Raw genomic sequence first — 18,830 nt, 5'->3', positions numbered from 1 at the left:
CGCATGCCCGAGCTTCGCAAGGACAGTCAGCCCGGGCGTCCTCGTGGCGCTCGCAGCTCGAGCCCGAGATCCTTCTTGGGCTTGCGCGTCGCGGCGGATCTCCTTGCGGGGCGCCCGGGCGTCCTCGCCAGAGGACCCGCAGCCACACCGGCCAGCGGCCGCGTCGGCAGCAGCACGGCGCGCGGCACCCCGCCGAAGAAGACCAGCGGCGACACGTACGCCCCGTCGACCCGTGCGCCCACGTGCACGCACGGGATCGCGTCGGCGCAGTGCCCGGCCTCGACCACGCCCACCGGCTGACCTCGTTGCACGGAGTCGCCGCGGGCCACGGTCGCGACGACCGGCTCGAAGCTCGACAGCACGCCGCCCGGATGCTCGATCGACAGCACCGGACGGTCGACGACCACCCCGGCGTAGTGCACGACGCCCGACTCGGGTGCGAGCACGACGGCGCCGATCGCGGCCCCGACGTCGATGCCGCGGTGCCCGGGCGACCAGACCTCGGTCGGCGCCTCGAACCCCGTCAGGACCGGATGGGGCGCAGGAACGGGCCACGACCACGGCGACCCCGCCTCCTCGCGCGCCGCGGCGGCGCCCGGCGCCCCCACGAGCAGCACTCCGGCCAGTAACGCCCCCTCCGGCAGCGCGGCGGCCCGCAGCGCGGCGGCCCGCAGCGCTGCGGCCCGCAGCGCGGCGACGAGCAGCGCCGCAGCACGCGGCACGACGAGGATCGGTCTCACACGCCCAGGATCGCGTGGCGATGCACTCTGCAACGGGCGTAGGGTCGATCTGTGCACAACGACTCGTGCATGCCGCACCTGGGGAGGCGGCGATCATGAGTCGCTGCCTTCCTCACAGAGGGTCGACGACAAAGCATGCCGTCGCCGATGGAAAGTAGAAGAACAGTGTCAGACAAGACGACAGAACCGAAGACCGACGAAGCCAGACGGCTCGACCGGAGGGTCACCGCTCTCGCGGTCGTAGCGGCCATCGGCGGATTCCTGTTCGGATTCGACTCGTCGGTCATCAACGGCGCGGTCAACTCCATCACCAAGGAGTTCGACATCCCCGAGGCCGCCTCGGGCATCACGGTCGCGTCAGCGCTGATCGGCTGCGCGGTCGGCGCCTACCTGGGCGGCCGCTTCGCCGACCGCTGGGGCCGCATCCGCGTCATGCTCATCGCCTCGGGCCTCTTCCTGATCAGCTCGATCTTCGCCGGACTCGCCTTCGCCACGTGGGACTTCATCATCTGGCGCCTGGTCGGCGGTCTCGGCATCGGCATCGCGTCGGTCATCGCGCCGGCATACATCTCGGAGGTCTCGCCCAAGAGCATCCGCGGCCGCCTGGGCTCGTTCCAGCAGCTCGCCATCACGCTCGGCATCTTCGCCGCTCTGCTCTCCGACCAGCTCTTCGCCGTCACCGCCGGCTCAGCCGACGCCATGATCGGCCCGTTCCCCGCCTGGCGCTGGATGTTCCTCGTCGGCGTCGTCCCGTCGGTGGTCTACGGCATTCTCGCACTCCGCCTGCCCGAGTCGCCGCGCTACCTCGCGGGCGAGGGCCGTCGCGACGAGGCGCGCGACGTGCTGAAGCAGATCGTCCCGACCGAGACGATCGAGACGAACCTCCACGACATCGAGGACGCCATCAAGAAGGAGGCCCAGCTCACCAAGAAGTCGAGCGTGCGCGGACCGGTCTTCGGCCTGCAGGGCATCGTCTGGGTCGGCATCATCCTGGCGATCCTGCAGCAGTTCGTCGGCATCAACGTGATCTTCTACTACTCGACCACGCTCTGGCAGGCCGTTGGCTTTAAGGAAGACCAGTCGTTCCTCATCTCGACGATCACCGCCGTGGTCAACGTGGCCGTCACCTTCATCGCGATCGCGCTCGTCGACAAGGTCGGCCGCCGCCCCATGCTCCTGGTCGGATCGATCGGCATGACGGTGAGCCTGGCGTTCATGGCCATCTCGTTCAGCCAGTCCAACGTCGTCGACGGCAACCCGCAGCTGCCCGGCGCCTGGGGCCCTATCGCCCTCGTCGCGGCGAACCTCTTCGTCATCTCGTTCGGCGCCACCTGGGGCCCGCTCATGTGGGTCCTGCTCGGCGAGATGTTCCCGTCGAACATCCGCGCGGCCGCCCTCGGCATCGGCTCCAGCTTCAACTGGATCGCGAACTTCGTCGTGACCGTCGCGTTCCCGGCGCTGGCCGCACTGAGCCTCACGCTCTCGTACGGGATCTTCGCCTTCTTCGCCTTCCTGTCGATCCTCTTCGTGTTCTTCAAGATCAAGGAGACGAAGGGCCGCTCGCTCGAGGAGATGGGCTCCGAGGCGGTGGGTGCTTCCGCCTAGCGAGTGCTATTGTTGGCACGCACTCCGTTCGCGGGGTGACTTCGCATGCCCTAGCGGTCCTCGACCGCGGTGACTCCACCCATTCGGTCCTTGCCACGCAAGGCGGGTACGAGCCCGGGCATCAGGCAGAGGCGACCGACCGGTCGTCCATCCAACCGAGAAGACGTGCGCGTTCGCGTGCGTAGAACAGGAGAACGGCCATGGCCGTCGTCACCATTCGCCAGCTGCTCGACAGCGGCGTCCACTTCGGACACCAGACCCGTCGCTGGAATCCGAAGGTCAAGCGCTTCATCCTCGCCGAGCGCTCCGGCATCCACATCATCGACCTGCAGCAGTCGCTCGGCTACATCGACCAGGCCTACGACTTCGTCAAGGAGACCGTCGCCCACGGCGGCACCATCCTCTTCGTCGGCACCAAGAAGCAGGCTCAGGGCTCGATCTCCGAGCAGGCCATCCGCGTCGGCCAGCCGTTCGTCAACCAGCGCTGGCTCGGCGGCCTCCTCACCAACTTCCAGACCGTCTCCAAGCGACTCGCTCGCATGAAGGAGCTGGAAGAGATCGACTTCGACGACACGACTCAGGGCTTCACCAAGAAAGAGCTCCTGATCAAGAAGCGCGAGCTCGACAAGCTGCACAAGACGCTCGGCGGTATCCGCAACCTCACGAAGACCCCTTCGGCTCTCTGGGTTGTCGACACCAAGAAGGAGCACCTCGCGATCGACGAGGCCAAGAAGCTGGGCATCCCGGTCATTGGCATCCTCGACACGAACTGCGACCCCGACGAGATCCAGTTCCCGATCCCGGGCAACGACGACGCGATCCGCTCCGTCGGCCTGCTGACGCGCATCGTCGCCGACGCCGCCGCGGAGGGCCTCATCCAGCGCCACCAGAAGCCCGAAGAGGGCGCTGCGCCCGTCGAGCCGCTGGCCGAGTGGGAGGCCGAGCTTCTCGCTCAGTCGACCGAGGCTCCCGCTGCTGAGACCCCTGCTGCTGAGACTCCGGCGGCTGAGACCCCCGCGGCCGAGCCCGCCGCTGCCGAGGCGCCCGCCGCCGAGGCCGCTCCCGAGCCGACCGAGGAGAACGACGCCGACGCTCAGGTCGCCGACAAGGCACTGGGCGAGCCCGTCGCCAACCCGGTCGCCGAGGCCGACCCCGAGGTCGCCAACGCCGTTGACGCCGACGCTGCCGCTGTCGACGCCGCCGCCGCCAAGAAGTAACCTCTCCACCTTCTCAGCACGCCTGATTCACGAAAGGGCACATCAATGGCCAACTACTCACTCGCCGACGTCAAGGTCCTCCGCGACCGTCTCGGCGCGGGCATGCTCGACTCCAAGAACGCGCTCGTCGAAGCCGAGGGCGACCTCGAGAAGGCGATCGAGATCCTGCGCGTCAAGGGTCTGAAGGGCGTCGCCAAGCGCGAGGGTCGCACGACCACCGCCGGCCTCGTCACCGCGAAGGTCGGCGCGGACACCGCGACGATCATCGAGCTCGCCAGCGAGACCGACTTCGTCGCGAAGAACGACAAGTTCGTGGCGCTGGCCGAGACCGTCCTCGACACCGTCGCCGCCTCGGGCGCCGACGACGCCGAGACCGGCAACGCCGCGATCGTCTCGGGCGACCAGACGGTCGCCGCGTTCGTCGACCAGGAGGCCGCTCTTCTCGGCGAGAAGGTCGAGCTCCGCACGGTCGCCACGGTCCCGGGCTCCGAGTTCGCCGTCTACCTGCACAAGACCTCGAAAGACCTGCCCCCGCAGGTCGGCGTGGTCGTGGGCTACACCGGCGGCGACGCCGAGACGGCTCGCTCGATCGCTCAGCACATCGCGTTCGCCGACCCGAAGTACCTGAGCCGCGACGAGGTCCCGGCCGAGGAGGTCGCTCGCGAGCGCGCCATCGTCGAGGAGACCGCGAAGAACGAGGGCAAGCCCGAAGCGGCTCTGCCCAAGATCATCGAGGGACGCCTCACGGGCTTCTTCAAAGAAATCGCCCTGCTCGACCAGGCCTACGCGAAGGACAGCAAGCTGTCCGTCGAGAAGGTCCTCGCCGAGGCCGGCATGACCGTCCAGGGCTTCGCCCGGATCAAGGTCGGCGCGTAGCACCACCCGATGGGGCCCGAGACGAGCGATCGTCTCGGGCCCCATCTGCGCGCGCGCAGACGATTCGACGCACGGCGACGGGCGCTTCGTTCCTGCGCCCGCCCGCACTCTGATTTCTGGCTACGCTGACATGAGCCATCACCGAGGGAGAACACGATGAAGACACCGAAGACCGCCCGCCGCCGAGTTCTCCTGAAGCTGTCGGGCGAAGCGTTCGGGGGCGGATCCCTGGGTGTCAACCCCGACGTCGTCAGCGCGCTGGCCAACGAGATCGCCGAGGCCTCGGCCGACGTCGAGGTCGCGATCGTGGTCGGCGGCGGCAACTTCTTCCGCGGCGCGGAGCTCAGCCAGCGCGGCATGGACCGAGGCCGCGCCGACTACATGGGCATGCTGGGCACCGTCATGAACGCCCTCGCCCTGCAGGACTTCCTCGAGCAGACCGGCGCCTCCACCCGCGTGCAGTCGGCCATCGCGATGACCCAGGTCGCCGAGCCGTACATTCCGCGCCGCGCCGGCCGCCACCTCGAGAAGGGCCGCATCGTCATCTTCGGCGCCGGCGCGGGCCTGCCCTACTTCTCGACCGACACGGTCTCCGCGCAGCGGGCGCTCGAGATCGGTGCCACCGAGGTGCTCGTCGCGAAGAACGGCGTCGACGGCGTCTACTCGGCCGACCCGCGCACCGATCCGACGGCCACGAAGTACGACACCCTCACCTACCAGGACGCCCTCGTGAAGGGCCTCAAGGTCGTCGACTCGACCGCCTTCAGCCTCTGCATGGACAACGGCATGCCCATGCGCGTGTTCGGCATGGAGGGCGACAACAACGTGGCCCGCGCCATCCGCGGCGAGGCCATCGGCACCCTCGTCAGCAACTGAGTGGCGACGGGGCGCGAACTCCCGACCGGCGGCGGGGCGCAGGTCGAGCATCGGCCCCCCGAGTAAGCTGACGACGAACTAAGGAGCAATGTGGCGATCGCAGATGTACTGACCGAGACCAAAGACAAGATGGGCAAGGCCGTCGAGGTCGCGAAAGACGACTTCAACACGGTGCGCACGGGCCGTATCAACCCGGCGCTGTTCCAGAAGATCCCGGTCGACTACTACGGCACCCCGACCCCGCTCGCGCAGCTGGCGTCGCTTCAGGCGCCCGAGGCGCGCACGCTGATCGTGACGCCCTACGACAAGACGGCGCTCAAAGAGATCGAGAAGGCCATCGCGACCTTCCCCAATCTCGGTGCCAGCCCGACGAACGACGGCACGATCGTGCGCGTGACGATCCCCGAGCTGACGCAGGACCGCCGCAAGGAGTTTGTCAAGATCGTCAAGACCAAGGGCGAAGACGCCAAGGTCGCGATCCGCAACATCCGCCGCAAGGCGAAAGACGACCTCGACTCGCAGCCCGAGGTCGGCGAAGACGAGATCTCGCGCGCCGAGAAGGAGCTCGAGTCGATCACGAAGGGCTTCGTCGACCAGATCGACGACGCACTGAAGAAAAAAGAGGCGGAGCTCCTCGAGGTCTGATGGGAACCGTTCCTGACGATCCGGAGCGCGGCACCACTCCGACCAGACCCGACGTCGACGCGCGGGCCCACTCGGCGCGCCACGAGATCGAAGACCAGCTCCGCGCCCAGCGTGCACGCCTCGAGGCCAGCAACGCGAAGCTGACCGAGCGCACCGGCCGCAACCTGCCGGCGGCGATCGGCATCGGCGTCGGCCTCGGGGGCTCCGTGCTGGTCAGCCTGATCCTCGTCAAGGCCCTGTTCATGGTCGTCGCGGCCGTGCTGATCCTTTTCATGGTGATCGAGCTGACCAACGCGGTGCGAGTCGCGGGGCGCAACGTGCCTCGCGTTCCCAGCGTCCTGACGGCGCTGGCCGTGGTCCCAGCCGCCTACTACTGGCGCGCCGAGGGCCAGTGGCTCGTGCTGCTGGGCGGAATCCTCTTCATCTCGCTGTGGCGCCTGGCCGAGATCGCTGTGCCCTCGCGAAAGGCCACGGGCGCCGACCTGGTCCGAGACCTCGGCACGGGCGCGTTCGTGCAGATCTACACGACCTTCCTCGGCTCGTTCCTGGTACTCCTCACGGCCCAGGACGGCGGTCAGTGGTGGGCGCTCGGCACGCTGATCATCGTGATCTCGGTCGACACCGGCGCGTACGCTGCCGGCCTCAACTTCGGCAAGCACAAGATGGCGCCGCGCATCAGCCCCAAGAAGACCTGGGAGGGGTTCGCAGGATCAGCGGCGGCCGCCATGATTGCGGGCGTCCTGATCGCGCTGTTCATGATCCACGAGGCCTGGTGGCTGGGCGTGCTGATGGGCGCCGTGCTGACGCTGACCGCCACGGTCGGCGACCTGACGGAGTCGCTCATCAAGCGCGATCTCGGCATCAAGGACATCTCGACGTGGCTCCCCGGGCACGGCGGCTTCCTCGACCGGCTCGACTCGACGCTGCCGTCAGCGGTCGTCGCGTACGCCCTCTACCTCATCTTCGCGTAGGCCCACGGCACCCCCGCGGCGGCGGAGAAACCCCGCGCGGCGGCGGAGAAGCCCGCCGCGGTGGCGAGTTCCTGCCGCTGGTGCGGGTCGCGCGACCGCTTCCACGGGATCGTGCGGCACAATGTCACCGTGAGCGCGACATTCCCCAAGGTGACCGGCTCGACCCGCGGCTACGACATCGAGCAGGTCGAAGACTTTCTCAAGGACGCCCGTGCGGCCTACTCGGGCGACGCGGAGTCCCCGGAGGTGTCGGCGGAGTCCATTCGCCGCACGGCCTTCTCGATGGTCAAGCACGGCTACGTGCCCGACCACGTCGACTCGGCCCTCGAGCGCCTTGAAGACGCCTTCGCCATGCGCGAGCGCGAGCGGTACCTCCGCTCGACGGGCGACGAGACCTGGTTCGCCGAGGCGAAGGCGACTGCCGAGGCTGTCGTCGCGCGCCTGGAGCGACCAGAGGGTCACCGATTCGACCGGGTCAGCGTGTTGTCGGCCGGATACCACCCGAAAGACGTCGACCGCCTCGCGACGCGTCTTCGCGGCTACTTCTCCGAGGGGCGGGCGCTCAGCATCGAAGAGGTGCGCACGAGCGTGTTCCGCTCGAAGCGCGGCGGCTACCGCGAGGCCCAGGTCGACCTCGTGCTCGATTCCGTGGTCGACGTCATGCTGGCCGTTCGCTGACGATTCACTCCGCACATGCTCCGGGATACATCTCACGGATGATGACGCGCCGCCATCGAAGGCTGTACGGCTCGTGATCCATCCGTTATAGTTGACGGACTTATGGGTAGGCACTCCGCAGTACACGCATCCGGTCCGTCGCGATCCGTGGTCTCACGACCGCGCGCCAGCGCACCGGCAGTCCGTCAGACCGCTCTGGTCCTCGCCCCGGCAGCCGCTTCGTCGGGTTTCCGCGCTCCCAAGAAGCGCGTCGTCCTTCCGCTCGTCGGGTTCGCGGCCACGTTCGCCTTCGTCTCCGCCTCGCTCGTGAACCCGCTCTCCGGTGCCTATGCGTCGACGACGACGCCCAGCACCGACACGGCCATCTCGACGGGATACACCGTGGGCGGCCAGAGCTATACCGTGGCCGACGGGGCGTCCATCTCGACGAGCCGCGACGCCTACACCGTCAACTACACGGCCCCTGTGGTCGTCGAGAAGGCCAAGACCACGGCCACCGCCGAGTCCACGGCGACCGACACGGCCACGACCGACACGACGGCTGCCGATGCTGCCCCGACGACGACCACCACGACGGTCACGGCGGCACCGGCCGCCGCAGCCGCTACCCCGGGCAGCGCCCAGGCCATCGGCGCGCAGCTCGTCGCCGCTCGGGGCTGGGACACCTCGCAGTACAACTGCCTCGTCTCGCTCTGGAACAAAGAGTCGGGCTGGAACGTCTACGCAGCCAACCCGTCGGGCGCCTACGGCATCCCGCAGGCACTGCCCGGCAGCAAGATGGCCTCCGTCGGTGCCGACTGGCAGACCAGCGCGTCCACTCAGATAACCTGGGGCCTCAACTACATCCAGGGCCGCTACGGCAACCCCTGCGGTGCCTGGGCCCACTCGGTCGCCAACAACTGGTACTAGGCCTCATCTCCGCCGCAGCCGACGCATCGGCGGCGGCGCGGTTGACGATGCATTCTCTGTGCCGTCACGGGAGCCAGGGGCAAACGAGCAGAAACTCCGGCGCCCCGCCGGTTCGACCACCGCCCCGGCACCCCCTTCGCTAGGCTGGAGGGCATGCCGCGCAGCAACCGACCTCGACGCGCCCCCGGCGGCCGTCCGGGCCAGGTGCCCGCGCACGACGACGGCGGCGACCTCAGTCGCATGCTCTACGGCGGCCAGCGAACAGAGACCCGACGAGGGCGCGAGTGGGTCGTTCAGGCCATCTCGGGTGCGTCGTCGACGAAGCCCTACGTCTGCCCCGGTTGCACACTCCCCGTCGAGCCCGGAACGCCGCACGTCGTCGCATGGCGCGCCGACGGCCTGTTCGGCGAAGACTCCGACCTGGCGGCTCGCCGCCATTGGCACACCCACTGCTGGAAGATCTCATGACTGATGCGCACGCCGATGAAGCCGCACGCGAGCCCCTCCAGGTGCGAGGGGGCGTCGAGCTCCCGGCGCGGCGGAGCGACATCGAGCTGCACACCGCCGACGGGCTGACACTGGTCGGCGAGTGGGCAGTTCCTGCGTCCCGGCCCCCGGCTGCGACCCTGCTGACGCTGCACCCGCTGCCGACCGCAGGCGGCTTCATGGACTCGCACGTGATCCGCAAGGCGGCGGCGCGGCTTCCGGCACAGGCCGACCTGTCCGTGCTGCGGTTCAACTTCCGGAGTGCCTCGTCGCCCCGCGGGACGTCCGAGGGAGAGTTCGGCGACGGCGTCACCGAGCGCTTCGACCTCGCGGCCGCCATCGAGTTCGTTGCGGCCCAGGGGCTGCCGGCGCCGTGGCTGGTCGGCTGGTCGTTCGGCACCGAGGTCGTGCTGAAGCACGGCCTCGAGCACGACATCGCGGGGGCGATCCTGCTGTCGCCGCCCCTGTCGCGCACGAGTGATGCCGAACTGGCTCGCTGGGCCGGGTCGGGCAGGCCCCTGGTGGCGATCGTGCCGGAGTTCGACGACTTCCTCCGACCCGCCGAGGCGCGCGAGCGATTCGCTGTCGTGCCCGAGACCGAGCTGGTCGAGGTCGAGGGCGGCAAGCACCTGTGGGTCGGCGAGAATCAGACCCGTCGGGTGCTGAGCGAGATCGTCCGGGTGGTCAATCCGGGGGCGCTGCCGCTGTCTGATTCCTGGCCCGAGCCGGCGCGGGTGTAACGATCGCGCGTGGCGACTGTGCCTGCTGGCGATGGGCCGCGGTCCCCGCAAGCGGAGGCGGCTCAGCCCATCGCGTCGAGCTCGGCTCGACGCCGCCACCGCTCACCCGATCGCGTCGAGTTCGGCCACCGCGTCGGCGGGCAGCTCGAGCTCGGCCGCGGCGACGTTCTCGCGCAGGTGCGCCTCTTTCGAGGTCCCGGGAATCAGGAGGACGTTCGGCGACCGCTGCAGCAGCCAGGTGAGCGCCACCGCGTTGGGAGTCTGACCGAGTCGAGCCGCCACCGCGTCGAGTACCCCCGACTGCAGCGGGCTGAAGCCGCCCAGGGGCCAGAACGGCACGTACGAGATACCCTGCTCGGCCAGCGACGCGATCAGCTCCTCGTCGCCGCGGTGGGCGACGTTGTACCAGTTCTGCACTGTCACGATGGGGGCGATGGCCCGCGCCTCTGCGACCTGCTCGGCGTCGACGACGCTGACGCCAAGATGCCGAATCAGCCCCTCGGCCCGCATCTCGGCCAGCGCGCCCAACGGCTCGGCGATCGAGCCGGGCACCGTCGAGTGCCCGTCGGCCCCGCCGCCCACGCGGAGGTTGACGACGTCGAGAGCATCGACGCCGAGCGTCCGCAGGTTCGAGTGCACCTGGTCGCGCAGCTGCTCGGGGGAGCGCGCGTGCGGCCAGCCGCCGTTCTCGTCGCGCACCGAGCCCACCTTCGTGACGATCGTCAGGTCGCCTGAGAAGGGTGCGAGGGCTTCGCGCAGGATCTCGTTCACGACGTGCGGCCCGTAGAAATCGGCGGTGTCGATGTGGTCGACGCCCAGCTCGACGGCCGTCCGGAGCACCGCGATCGCCTCGCCGCGGTCGGCCGGCGGGCCCCAGACCCGCGGGCCTGCCAGCTGCATCGCGCCGTAGCCCATCCGCGCGACCGTGGGGCCGCCTGTCATCGTGTACGTGGAGTTCGTCATGCCCCGAGTCTGCATCGGGCGCAGGAACTGCGGCAGTGCCGCCCCGCTCCTGGTAGCGCCGCGCCCAGCCTCGTGCCCCGGCGGGCCTCCGCCTCAGGTCGGCTCAGCGCTCGTTCTGCCGCGGGATCACGACCTCGCGCACCACGAGCAGCACGGCCGCTGCCACGGGCACCGCGATGAGGGCGCCGAGCACGCCGAGCAGCGTGCCGCCGACCAGAGCGGAGATGATCACGATGACGCCCGGGACCTTGACCGCCTGGCGCATGACGCGCGGGGCGAGGATGTACGCCTCGACCTGCATGTAGACGAGGTAGTAGATGCCGAGGAAGATCCAGGTCGCGGGGGAGAGGGGCAGCAGTGCCACCTGCGCCAGCACGACCACCGCGGCCGCGCTCACCGTGCCCACGAGCGGGATCAGCGCGCCGATGAAGGCGATGAAGGCGAAGAAGGCCGGCAGCTGGGCGCCCGCGATCGACAGCACGATGAAGCTCAGGATGCCGTTGAGCAGCGCCAGCGACACCTGGCCGATCACGTAGCGCCCGACGGACGAGCTGATCCCCTCGGTGAGGCGCAGGAACTCGGGGCGACTCGACTTCGGCACGAGCTGCGACAGGCCGCCCTTGATGCTGTCGAGCGACGCCATGAAGTAGAGAGTGAGGATCAGCACGATCAGCACCCCGGCGAGGCCGTTCGAGATCGCGACACCGACGGCCAGGACGCCGCCGCCGATCGTGACGACGTTCTTCGGGTCGGTCAGGAAGTCGATCACGGTGTTCAGGGCGTCTTGCACGTCGAAGACGTCTTTCGGCACTAGAGACTGCAGATTGTCGGTGAACTGCTTGGCCGTGACGCTCTGCAGGTACGTGCTGAGGTTGTTCACGAGCACCGAGGTCTGCTGCACGATCGTCGGCACGATGGCGAAGACGACGCCGACGAATGCGGCGAGCACGGCGACCATGACGATGACGATCGCCAGCCAGCGCGGCACCCGGCGCTTCTCGAGGAAGCGGACGACGGGGTCGAGGCCGAGGGCCAGGAAGATGGCGACGCCGACGTAGGTCAGGATCGTCGAGAGCTCGCCGAGCGCGGTGCCGATCAGGACGGCGGTCAGGACGCCCAGGCCGCCGAAGAGGCCGAGGCGGTAGGGGTTGGCTATTCTCACGGGGCGGTCACTCGGCCGCGACCTGCTCGACCTGCTCGCCGTCGCCGATCATGCCGCGGAGGTTGCCGAAGTACGCGGCCACCTCGTCGCGGCGAGCGTTGATCTCGGAGAGGCGCTCCTCGGCGTCGCCGATGATGTCGCGCGCCTGGCGCTCGGCGTCGGAGACCAGGAAGCCGGCGCGCGACTGCGCGTTGCTCAGCGTCTCGGACGCCACGCGCTCGGACTCGGACCGCACCTTGCGGGCTGTCGAGTACGCCGTCTCCTCCGCCTTGCGCGACTCCCGGCGCTTGGCCTCGGCGCGGGCCGTGACCTCGGCGAGCTGGGCGTTGGCGTCGTCGAGGAAGGTCTGCGTCTGCGTGACCGCGTCGTGGTGGCGCTCGACGTACTCCTTCTCTGCCTCGTCGCGGCGCGTGGCCAGCTCGGCGTCGAGGTCGACGCGGGCCTGCTCGGCCTCCTTGTCGAGGGCCTCCTGCACCTCCTGGGCGCGAGCCTTCGTCTGCGCCTCGAAGTTCTCGAGCTCGTTCTTCAGACGGGCGCGCTGCGCCTCGTCGTCGTGGGCCAGGCGCGCACGAGTCTCGGCGAGGTCGGCGTCGAGCTCGGAGCGGGCGCGGGCGGCCTCGTCGGCGATGCGGGCATCGTGCTCGGCCAGCTCGCGGGCGATCCGCTCGCGGGTCTGCTCGAGGTCGCGTTCGATCTGCTCGGCGGTCTCGCGGGTGCTGCGCGCGATGGCCTCGGTGCTGGCGGCGCGGGCGGCCTCGATGTCGGCGTGGGCCTCGCCGACCTCGCGGTCGAGCTCGGCGCGCGTGACCTCGGCCTCGCGGGCGAGCGCCTGCCGCGTCGTCGACGCCTCGTTCTCGAGGGCGGCGCGGGCGGCGGTCGTCTCGCGGTCGAGCTCGGCGCGGCCGTTGGCGACCTCGTCAGCCAGCTCGGCGCGGCCGCCCATGACCTCGCGGTCGAGAGCGTCGCGGCGGGTGACGACCTCGTGCTCGAGGTCGGTGCGCGTAGTCTCGCTGAGACGCAGGAGCTCGTCGCGGACGGTCATGCCCTCGAGCTCGAGCTCGGCGCGCTGACGCTCGGAGTCGCTCTCGAACGCGGCGCGGCCCTCTTCGGTGTCGCGGGCGAGCGTCGCGGCGGCGTCGCGCGCGGCAGACACCTCGGCGGCGACGGTCTGGCGCAGCTCGGCGGCCTCCCGCTCGGCCTCGGCGCGAAGCGCAGCGGCCTCGCGGTGGGCGGTGGTCAGCGCCTCGGCGGCCTCGGTCGCGGCCGCGGTGCGGGTGGCGGACGCGTCGCGCTCGGCATCGGCGATCATGGCGCTCGCGTCGTCGCGGGCGCGAGCCACGAGGCGGTCGGCCTCGCCGGTCGACTCCTCGATCTGGGCGGCGGCGCGGCCTCGGGCGTCGTCGAGGATGTCGGCGGCGCGCTCTCGGGATTCGTCGGTGACGCGCCCGGCCTCCTCGGCCGCTGACGACCGGAGCTCCGACGCCTCGCGCTCCGTCTTCGAGATGAGGTCGTTCGACTGCTCCTCCGCCAGGCGGAGGGTGCTCTCGAGCTTCGCACCCAGGCCCTTGTAGGTCGGCTCGCCGACCTCCTGCAGGTCGTCCTCGAGCGACTCGACGCGCTGGTTCAGGGCCTTGACGGACTCGGCCTGCTCGGCGCGGTCGCTGTTGGCCTTGATCAGCTCTCGCCGGAGGTCGCCGAGAGCCTTCTCGACCTCCTCCTTCTTGTAGCCGCGGAGCTCGGTTCCGAATTCAGCCTCATCAGTGGCCACGAATGTCTCCCTGTGGTTGGGGTGCCCGAAAGGAAGGGGCGCGAGAACGATGAACACGTTGGAACCCGCTGCGACGGCCAACCTCCGTATTTTAGCGGGATACCGAGGATGTGATGCGGGCTAGGTCTCTCCCAGAGAGGTCGGCTATCCTGAACCGTCTTAAATTCGCTGCCGCCAGAAAGTCGGATGGTGGCACGAAGGGAGAAAAACTCGTGCGTTTCGTCTTGGCCGTCGTCACCCTGGTGATCGCGGCTCTGCTGGTCCTTCTCGGTCTGGCCCAACGGACGGTGTTCGCACCGGCCGACTCCGTCACCGCGACGTCCCAGTCGTCGTCGTCGGCACCGCTCACGCTGCTGCCCGCTTCGGCGCTCAAGGCGTACGAGGGGCGCGAGAGCATCCACATCGCCGGCGCGAAGGACTCCTTCGCCGCCTACGGCCGCACCGCCGACATCGTCGGCTGGATCGGCGACACGACCTACAACCGCGTGTCGTACGACAAGGCCACCGGCGACTTCACGACCAGGACGGTCGACGGCACCAGCACCACCGCGCCCGACCCGCGCGACTCCGACCTCTGGACGGCCGAGTACTCCGGGTCCGACCTCCGGTTCTCGCTCGTCGGCGACACCGACATCTCGGTGCTCGTGGCCACCGACGGCAGCGCGGCCGTCCCCAAGACGGTGTCCGTGACCTGGCCGCTCTCGACGGCGACCCCGTTGGTCGGCCCTCTGATCAGCGCCGGTCTGCTCGTCTTCGTGATCGGCGTCCTGCTCTTCGCGTGGGCCGTCGCCCACCACCGTCGCACGCGCGGCCCGCGACGGTCGGGCGGCGGCAAGCCCCCGCGCCTCAAGCGCTCCGAGCGCCGCGGCTCCGTCCGATCCTCCCGCAAGGCCGCCCTCGGCCTCACCTCAGGCCGCGGCCCGCGCGGCCGCCGCATGGTCGCCGTCGTGCCGGTCGTGCTCGTGACGGCGCTCGGCCTGTCTGCGTGCTCCTCGGACTACTGGCCGCAGCCCGCGACCGGCGACTCCACGAGCGCCGCGACGCCGTCGGCGACGGCGACCGCCGCGCCGGGCGACGACCTCCAGCCCCCGGCGGTGACCGTGCCTCAGGCGAAGCGCATCATCGCCCGGATCACGGCCGTCCAGACCAGCGCCGACAAAGACCTCGACCCGAAGCTGGCGGCGACGCGCTTCACTGGTCCGGCTCTCCAGCAGCGCACGGCGAGCTACACCATCCGCAAGGCCGACAAGACGGCCGCCCTGCCGGTGTCGATCCCGAGCGGCTCCGTCAGCCTCACGCTCCCGCAGCAGACCGACTCGTGGCCGCGCACCGTCTTCGCGCTCGTCCAGAGCACCACGTCGACGAAGGTCGCGCCCGTCGGCGTGATGCTCGTGCAGGAGAGCGCCCGCGACCCCTACAAGGTCGACTACCTCGTCGGCCTCGAGGCGGGCGCGCAGATTCCGAAGGTGGCGCCGGCGACGATCGGCGCCGCGCGACTCGCTCCCGACGTGAAGCTCCTCGCGCTGGAGCCCGACAAGGTCGCCGCGGCCTACGCCGCAATCCTCAAGAACGGCGACACGGCCTCGTCGGCCTCGGCCTTCCAGGCCGACGGCGACACGCTCCGCGACAAGATCGGCAAGCCCTACAAAGACGCCAAGGCGAAGAAGCTCCCGTCGACGGCGTCCATCGCCTACTCGAGCAAGGTGGGCACCGAGCCGAGCATCGCCTTCGCGACCAACGACGCCGGCGCGATCGTCTCGGTGTCGCTCGACGAGATCGAGACCGTCAAGCCCACGAAAGACGGCGCCGAGGTCAACACCGAGGGCGAGGTGAAGTCGCTCAGCGGCGTCTCCAAGTCCACCAAGGGCATCGTCGCCACGTACGGCGTCCAGCTCCTGTTCTCCGTCCCCCCGGTCGGCAGCTCCGACAAGATCGTGCTGCTCGGCTTCAGTCAGGCCCTGATCTCCGCGAAAGAGGCGTCATGAGCAATGTCCCCCCGAGCGCCGCGAGTCTTCGCGGCGCGGTCGACCTGTCGTCCCTCGTCAACCGTCCCGATCCCGCCGCGCCGGCACCGGCCGTGCAGCAGGCGGGCCCCGGTCCGGGCGGCGTCTCGTCGCTCGTGGTCGACATCACCGACGAGACGTTCTCGGCCGTCCTCGAGCTGAGCAACACCGTTCCGGTCATCGTCGACATCTGGGCCGAGTGGTGCGGGCCGTGCAAGCAGCTCTCGCCGATCCTCGAGAAGATCACGAACGAGTACGCCGGCCGCGTGGTCCTCGCCAAGGTCGACGCCGACACGAACCCGCAGCTCACTCAGGCCTTCCAGGCGCAGTCCATCCCGACCGTCGCCGCCGTGATCGGCGGGCGTCCGATGGGGCTGTTCGTCGGCGCGCTGCCCGAGGCCCAGGTGCGCGACGTGTTCGAGCAGGTGCTGGAGTTCGCCGCGCAGAACGGCGTCACGGGGTCGGTGCCCGTCGAGGGCGCCGCGGATCCTGCGGTCGAACCCGAGCCGGAGCCGCTGCCGCCGCACCACCAGGACGCCTATGACGCCATCGAACGCGGTGACTACGAGGCGGCGAAGCAGGCCTACACGACCGCGATCGCCCAGGACCCTCGCGACCAGCTCGCTGTCGCCGGCCTCGCGCAGGTCTCGCTGCTCGCCCGCCTGCAGGGCGTGTCGATGGCCGAGGTCCGGGACGCCGCGGCCGCGGCTCCCGGCGACGTCGACGCGCAGCTCGCCGTCGCCGACCTCGACGTCAGCGGCGGGCACGTCGTCGACGCGTTCGACCGCGTGCTCACGCTCTTTCCGTCACTCGACCAGGAGGGCAGAGACGCCGTGCGCACCCGTCTGCTCGAGTACTTCGAGATCGCCGGACTGGACGCACCCGAGGTCGTCGCGGCCCGCCGTCGTCTGACGATGCTCCTGTACTAGCCGCTCGCAGAGACGCCGGCCCCGACCAGTCCTTGCGGATCGGTCGGGGCCGGCGTGTCTCTACCAGGCTTCCGGCAAAGCGGCGCAGGATCAGCGCGCGAGCTTGAGCCAGATCACGCCGAGCGGCGGCAGCACGACCTCGGCCGATGCCGGTCGACCGGACCACGGGTCGGAGGTCGCCGTGACGCTGCCGAAGTTGCCCACGCCGGATCCGCCGTACTCGCCGGCGTCGGTGTTGAGGATCTCGTGCCAGACGCCGGCCTCGGGGAGCCCCATGCGCATGGTGACGGGCTGCCCCGAGAAGTTGGCGAAGACGGCGACGCGGTCGCCGTCGGGGGACTTCCGCAGGAACGCCACGACGCTGTCGGACGCCGCTCCGCCGTCGATCCACTCGAAGCCGTCGGTGTCGAAGTCGTGCTCCCACATCGACTTCTCGCCCTGGTACACGAGATTGAGCGTCCGGACGAGCGAGTGCAGGCCCTCGTGCATGGGCTGATCGAGCACCCACCAGTCGAGGCCGCGCTCCTCGCTCCACTCGGACGGCTGGCCGAACTCGGACCCCATGAACAGCAGCTGCTTGCCGGGGTGAGCCCACATGAAGGCGAGGTAGGCGCGCAGGTTGGCGAGCTTCTGCCACTCGTCGCCGGGCATCTTGCCGTACAGAGAGCCCTTGCCGTGCACGACCTCGTCGTGGCTGATCGGCAGCATGAAGTTCTCGCTGAACGCGTAGACGAACGAGAACGTGATCTCGCCGTGGTGGTAGCTGCGGTACATCGGGTCGCGCTCGATGTACTCGAGCGAGTCGTGCATCCAGCCCATGTTCCACTTCAGGCCGAAGCCGAGGCCGCCGTCGCTGGTCGGGCGCGTCACCCCGGGCCACGACGTGCTCTCCTCGGCGATCATGACGATGCCCGGGTTGCGCTTGTAGGCGGTCGCGTTGACCTCCTGCAGGAAGGCGATCGCCTCGAGGTTCTCGCGCCCGCCAAACTTGTTCGGCACCCACTCGCCGTCGTTGCGGCTGTAGTCGAGGTACAGCATCGAGGCCACGGCGTCGACGCGGAGGCCGTCGATGTGGAACTCCTCGAGCCAGTAGAGGGCGTTGGCGACCAGGAAGTTCCTGACCTGCGAATCACCGAAGTTGAAGACGTGAGTGCCCCAGTCGGGCTGGTCGCCGAGCCGCGGATCGGAGTGCTCGTAGACGGAGACTCCGTCGAACTTCGCCAGCGCCCACTCGTCTTTGGGGAAGTGGCCGGGCACCCAGTCCATGATCACGCCGATGTCGGCCTGGTGGAGGCGGTCGATGAGGTACTTGAGATCGTCGGGTGTTCCGAAGCGCGAGGTGGGCGCGTAGTAGCCCGTGACCTGGTAGCCCCACGAGCCGCCGAACGGGTGCTCGGAGAGGGGCAGGAACTCGACGTGGGTGAACCCCAGGTCGGTCACGTACCCGATGAGGTGGTCGGCGACCTCGCGATAGGAGAGTCCGGGGCGCCAGGAGCCCAGGTGCAGCTCGTAGACGCTCATCGGGCGCCTGGAGTGGTCGGCGCGATCGCGCGACTCGAGCCAGTCGGAGTCGGCCCACTCGTGGCTGCTCTGAGTGATGACGGAGCCCGTCGCGGGCGGCACCTCGGAGTACCGGGCCATGGGGTCTGCGCGGTCGACCCAGCGGCCGTCGGGCGTCAGGATCTCGAACTTGTAGGTGCCGGAGGTGACGCCCGGCACGAAGAGCTCCCAGATGCCGTTGCCGTCGAGGCGGCGCATGGCATGCGCGACGCCGTACCAGCCGTTGAAGTCGGCCTTGACCCGGACGGCCTGCGCGTGCGGCGCCCAGACCGAGAAGGCGGTGCCGAGCGTGCCCTGGTGCTCGCGCACGTGCGACCCGAGCACGTTCCAGAGCTCTTCGTGGCGACCCTCGCCGAAGAGGTAGAGGTCGACCTCGCCGACCGTCGGCCAGAAGCGGTACGGGTCGTCGGCGAGCCAGGGCGCGTCGGCACCGTCGTAGGTGGCCTCGATCCGGTAGGCGCCGGGCTCGATGATGGCGAGGGCCTCCCACACCCCGTCGGAGACGTGGCTCATGGAGAGGCGGGCACCGGTCTCGATCACCAGCGACACCGAGGTCGCCAGAGGCCGGAGGGCGCGGACCAGGACACCGGCGTCGACGTGGTGCGGCCCGAGGACACGGTGAGGGTGCGGGTGCGACCCGACGGAGACGAGATGGGCCTCGTTCGGGTCGAGTGCGGGGATAACGAGGTTCTGAGTGGTCAT

General features: G+C 69.6%; 17 protein-coding genes. 12 read left to right on the top strand and 5 right to left on the bottom strand.

Annotated elements, in window-relative coordinates; all coding sequences use genetic code 11:
* Positions 1-26: 26 nt before the first annotated feature.
* Complete coding sequence (locus AC3CBB_RS07325; RefSeq protein ID WP_488626509.1) at positions 27-740, bottom strand: M23 family metallopeptidase; 714 nt, start codon at positions 738-740, stop codon at positions 27-29.
* A gap of 147 nt (positions 741-887) precedes the next feature.
* Between AC3CBB_RS07325 and AC3CBB_RS07320 the strand changes: the two genes are divergently transcribed.
* The 10 genes from AC3CBB_RS07320 to AC3CBB_RS07275 all read left to right on the top strand — a co-directional run bounded on the left by AC3CBB_RS07320 (position 888) and on the right by AC3CBB_RS07275 (position 9,743).
* Positions 888-2,345: a sugar porter family MFS transporter gene (locus AC3CBB_RS07320; protein WP_123505186.1), complete on the top strand. Its 1,458-nt coding sequence runs from the start codon at positions 888-890 to the stop codon at positions 2,343-2,345.
* A gap of 200 nt (positions 2,346-2,545) precedes the next feature.
* Entirely contained in the window at positions 2,546-3,562 is a 1,017-nt protein-coding gene (gene rpsB / locus AC3CBB_RS07315; RefSeq protein ID WP_488626508.1) for a 30S ribosomal protein S2, read from the top strand.
* Positions 3,563-3,607: 45 nt separating this feature from the next.
* Positions 3,608-4,438 (top strand): translation elongation factor Ts, encoded by an 831-nt coding sequence (gene tsf, locus AC3CBB_RS07310; protein ID WP_123504926.1) that lies wholly within the window; start codon positions 3,608-3,610, stop codon positions 4,436-4,438.
* A gap of 156 nt (positions 4,439-4,594) precedes the next feature.
* Positions 4,595-5,314: a UMP kinase gene (gene pyrH / locus AC3CBB_RS07305; RefSeq protein ID WP_488626507.1), complete on the top strand. Its 720-nt coding sequence runs from the start codon at positions 4,595-4,597 to the stop codon at positions 5,312-5,314.
* 129 nt (positions 5,315-5,443) lie between these two features.
* Positions 5,444-5,959, top strand: coding sequence for a ribosome recycling factor (gene frr, locus AC3CBB_RS07300; protein WP_233579878.1), 516 nt, complete (start codon positions 5,444-5,446; stop codon positions 5,957-5,959).
* Positions 5,959-6,930, top strand: a complete 972-nt coding sequence (locus AC3CBB_RS07295; protein WP_488626506.1) for a phosphatidate cytidylyltransferase — start codon at positions 5,959-5,961, stop codon at positions 6,928-6,930. The genes frr and AC3CBB_RS07295 overlap by 1 nt, the downstream gene beginning before the upstream one ends.
* 129 nt (positions 6,931-7,059) lie before the next feature.
* Positions 7,060-7,608, top strand: a complete 549-nt coding sequence (locus tag AC3CBB_RS07290) for a DivIVA domain-containing protein (RefSeq protein ID WP_488626505.1) — start codon at positions 7,060-7,062, stop codon at positions 7,606-7,608.
* 147 nt (positions 7,609-7,755) lie between these two features.
* Positions 7,756-8,517 (top strand): aggregation-promoting factor C-terminal-like domain-containing protein, encoded by a 762-nt coding sequence (locus tag AC3CBB_RS07285; protein ID WP_488626504.1) that lies wholly within the window; start codon positions 7,756-7,758, stop codon positions 8,515-8,517.
* 153 nt (positions 8,518-8,670) lie between these two features.
* On the top strand, positions 8,671-8,985 hold the full coding sequence (locus AC3CBB_RS07280; protein WP_488626503.1) for a hypothetical protein: 315 nt from the start codon (positions 8,671-8,673) through the stop codon (positions 8,983-8,985).
* Complete coding sequence (locus AC3CBB_RS07275) at positions 8,982-9,743, top strand: alpha/beta hydrolase (protein ID WP_488626502.1); 762 nt, start codon at positions 8,982-8,984, stop codon at positions 9,741-9,743. Before AC3CBB_RS07280 ends, AC3CBB_RS07275 begins: the two co-directional genes overlap by 4 nt.
* Positions 9,744-9,845: 102 nt before the next feature.
* Here the strand turns inward: AC3CBB_RS07275 and AC3CBB_RS07270 are convergent, their stop codons facing one another.
* From AC3CBB_RS07270 to AC3CBB_RS07260, 3 genes are all read right to left on the bottom strand, one after another.
* On the bottom strand, positions 9,846-10,706 hold the full coding sequence (locus AC3CBB_RS07270; protein WP_488626501.1) for an oxidoreductase: 861 nt from the start codon (positions 10,704-10,706) through the stop codon (positions 9,846-9,848).
* Between the two features lie 103 nt (positions 10,707-10,809).
* On the bottom strand, positions 10,810-11,868 hold the full coding sequence (locus AC3CBB_RS07265; protein WP_488626500.1) for an AI-2E family transporter: 1,059 nt from the start codon (positions 11,866-11,868) through the stop codon (positions 10,810-10,812).
* A 7-nt stretch (positions 11,869-11,875) separates the two neighbouring features.
* Positions 11,876-13,636 carry a DivIVA domain-containing protein gene (locus AC3CBB_RS07260; RefSeq protein WP_488626499.1) on the bottom strand — a complete coding sequence of 587 codons (1,761 nt, stop codon included), beginning with the start codon at positions 13,634-13,636 and terminating at the stop codon, positions 11,876-11,878.
* Positions 13,637-13,848: 212 nt separating this feature from the next.
* On the opposite strand from AC3CBB_RS07260, the gene AC3CBB_RS07255 reads away from it, so the two are divergent.
* Both AC3CBB_RS07255 and AC3CBB_RS07250 read left to right on the top strand, forming a co-directional pair.
* On the top strand, positions 13,849-15,621 hold the full coding sequence (locus tag AC3CBB_RS07255) for a DUF8094 domain-containing protein (protein WP_488626498.1): 1,773 nt from the start codon (positions 13,849-13,851) through the stop codon (positions 15,619-15,621).
* Complete coding sequence (locus AC3CBB_RS07250; protein ID WP_488626497.1) at positions 15,618-16,568, top strand: tetratricopeptide repeat protein; 951 nt, start codon at positions 15,618-15,620, stop codon at positions 16,566-16,568. The genes AC3CBB_RS07255 and AC3CBB_RS07250 overlap by 4 nt, the downstream gene beginning before the upstream one ends.
* 90 nt (positions 16,569-16,658) lie before the next feature.
* On the opposite strand, the gene glgB is transcribed toward AC3CBB_RS07250, so the two are convergent.
* Positions 16,659-18,830 (bottom strand): 1,4-alpha-glucan branching protein GlgB, encoded by a 2,172-nt coding sequence (gene glgB, locus AC3CBB_RS07245; RefSeq protein ID WP_488626496.1) that lies wholly within the window; start codon positions 18,828-18,830, stop codon positions 16,659-16,661.

The organism is Frondihabitans sp. OV104, assembly GCF_057787745.1.
Note: the sequence above shows the minus strand (reverse complement) of the source record. Positions and strands in the feature narration are given on the sequence as shown.

Bases quoted from the DNA above. Each gene is read 5' to 3' on its own strand.
- AC3CBB_RS07320 (WP_123505186.1), top strand. From the start codon at position 888: ATGGAAAGTAGAAGAACAGTGTCAGACAAGACGACAGAACCGAAGACC.
- AC3CBB_RS07270 (WP_488626501.1), bottom strand. From the start codon at position 10,706: ATGACGAACTCCACGTACACGATGACAGGCGGCCCCACGGTCGCGCGG.
- AC3CBB_RS07280 (WP_488626503.1), top strand. From the start codon at position 8,671: ATGCCGCGCAGCAACCGACCTCGACGCGCCCCCGGCGGCCGTCCGGGC.
- rpsB (WP_488626508.1), top strand. From the start codon at position 2,546: ATGGCCGTCGTCACCATTCGCCAGCTGCTCGACAGCGGCGTCCACTTC.
- AC3CBB_RS07275 (WP_488626502.1), top strand. From the start codon at position 8,982: ATGACTGATGCGCACGCCGATGAAGCCGCACGCGAGCCCCTCCAGGTG.
- AC3CBB_RS07295 (WP_488626506.1), top strand. From the start codon at position 5,959: ATGGGAACCGTTCCTGACGATCCGGAGCGCGGCACCACTCCGACCAGA.
- tsf (WP_123504926.1), top strand. From the start codon at position 3,608: ATGGCCAACTACTCACTCGCCGACGTCAAGGTCCTCCGCGACCGTCTC.
- frr (WP_233579878.1), top strand. From the start codon at position 5,444: ATGGGCAAGGCCGTCGAGGTCGCGAAAGACGACTTCAACACGGTGCGC.
- AC3CBB_RS07250 (WP_488626497.1), top strand. From the start codon at position 15,618: ATGAGCAATGTCCCCCCGAGCGCCGCGAGTCTTCGCGGCGCGGTCGAC.
- pyrH (WP_488626507.1), top strand. From the start codon at position 4,595: ATGAAGACACCGAAGACCGCCCGCCGCCGAGTTCTCCTGAAGCTGTCG.
- glgB (WP_488626496.1), bottom strand. From the start codon at position 18,830: ATGACCACTCAGAACCTCGTTATCCCCGCACTCGACCCGAACGAGGCC.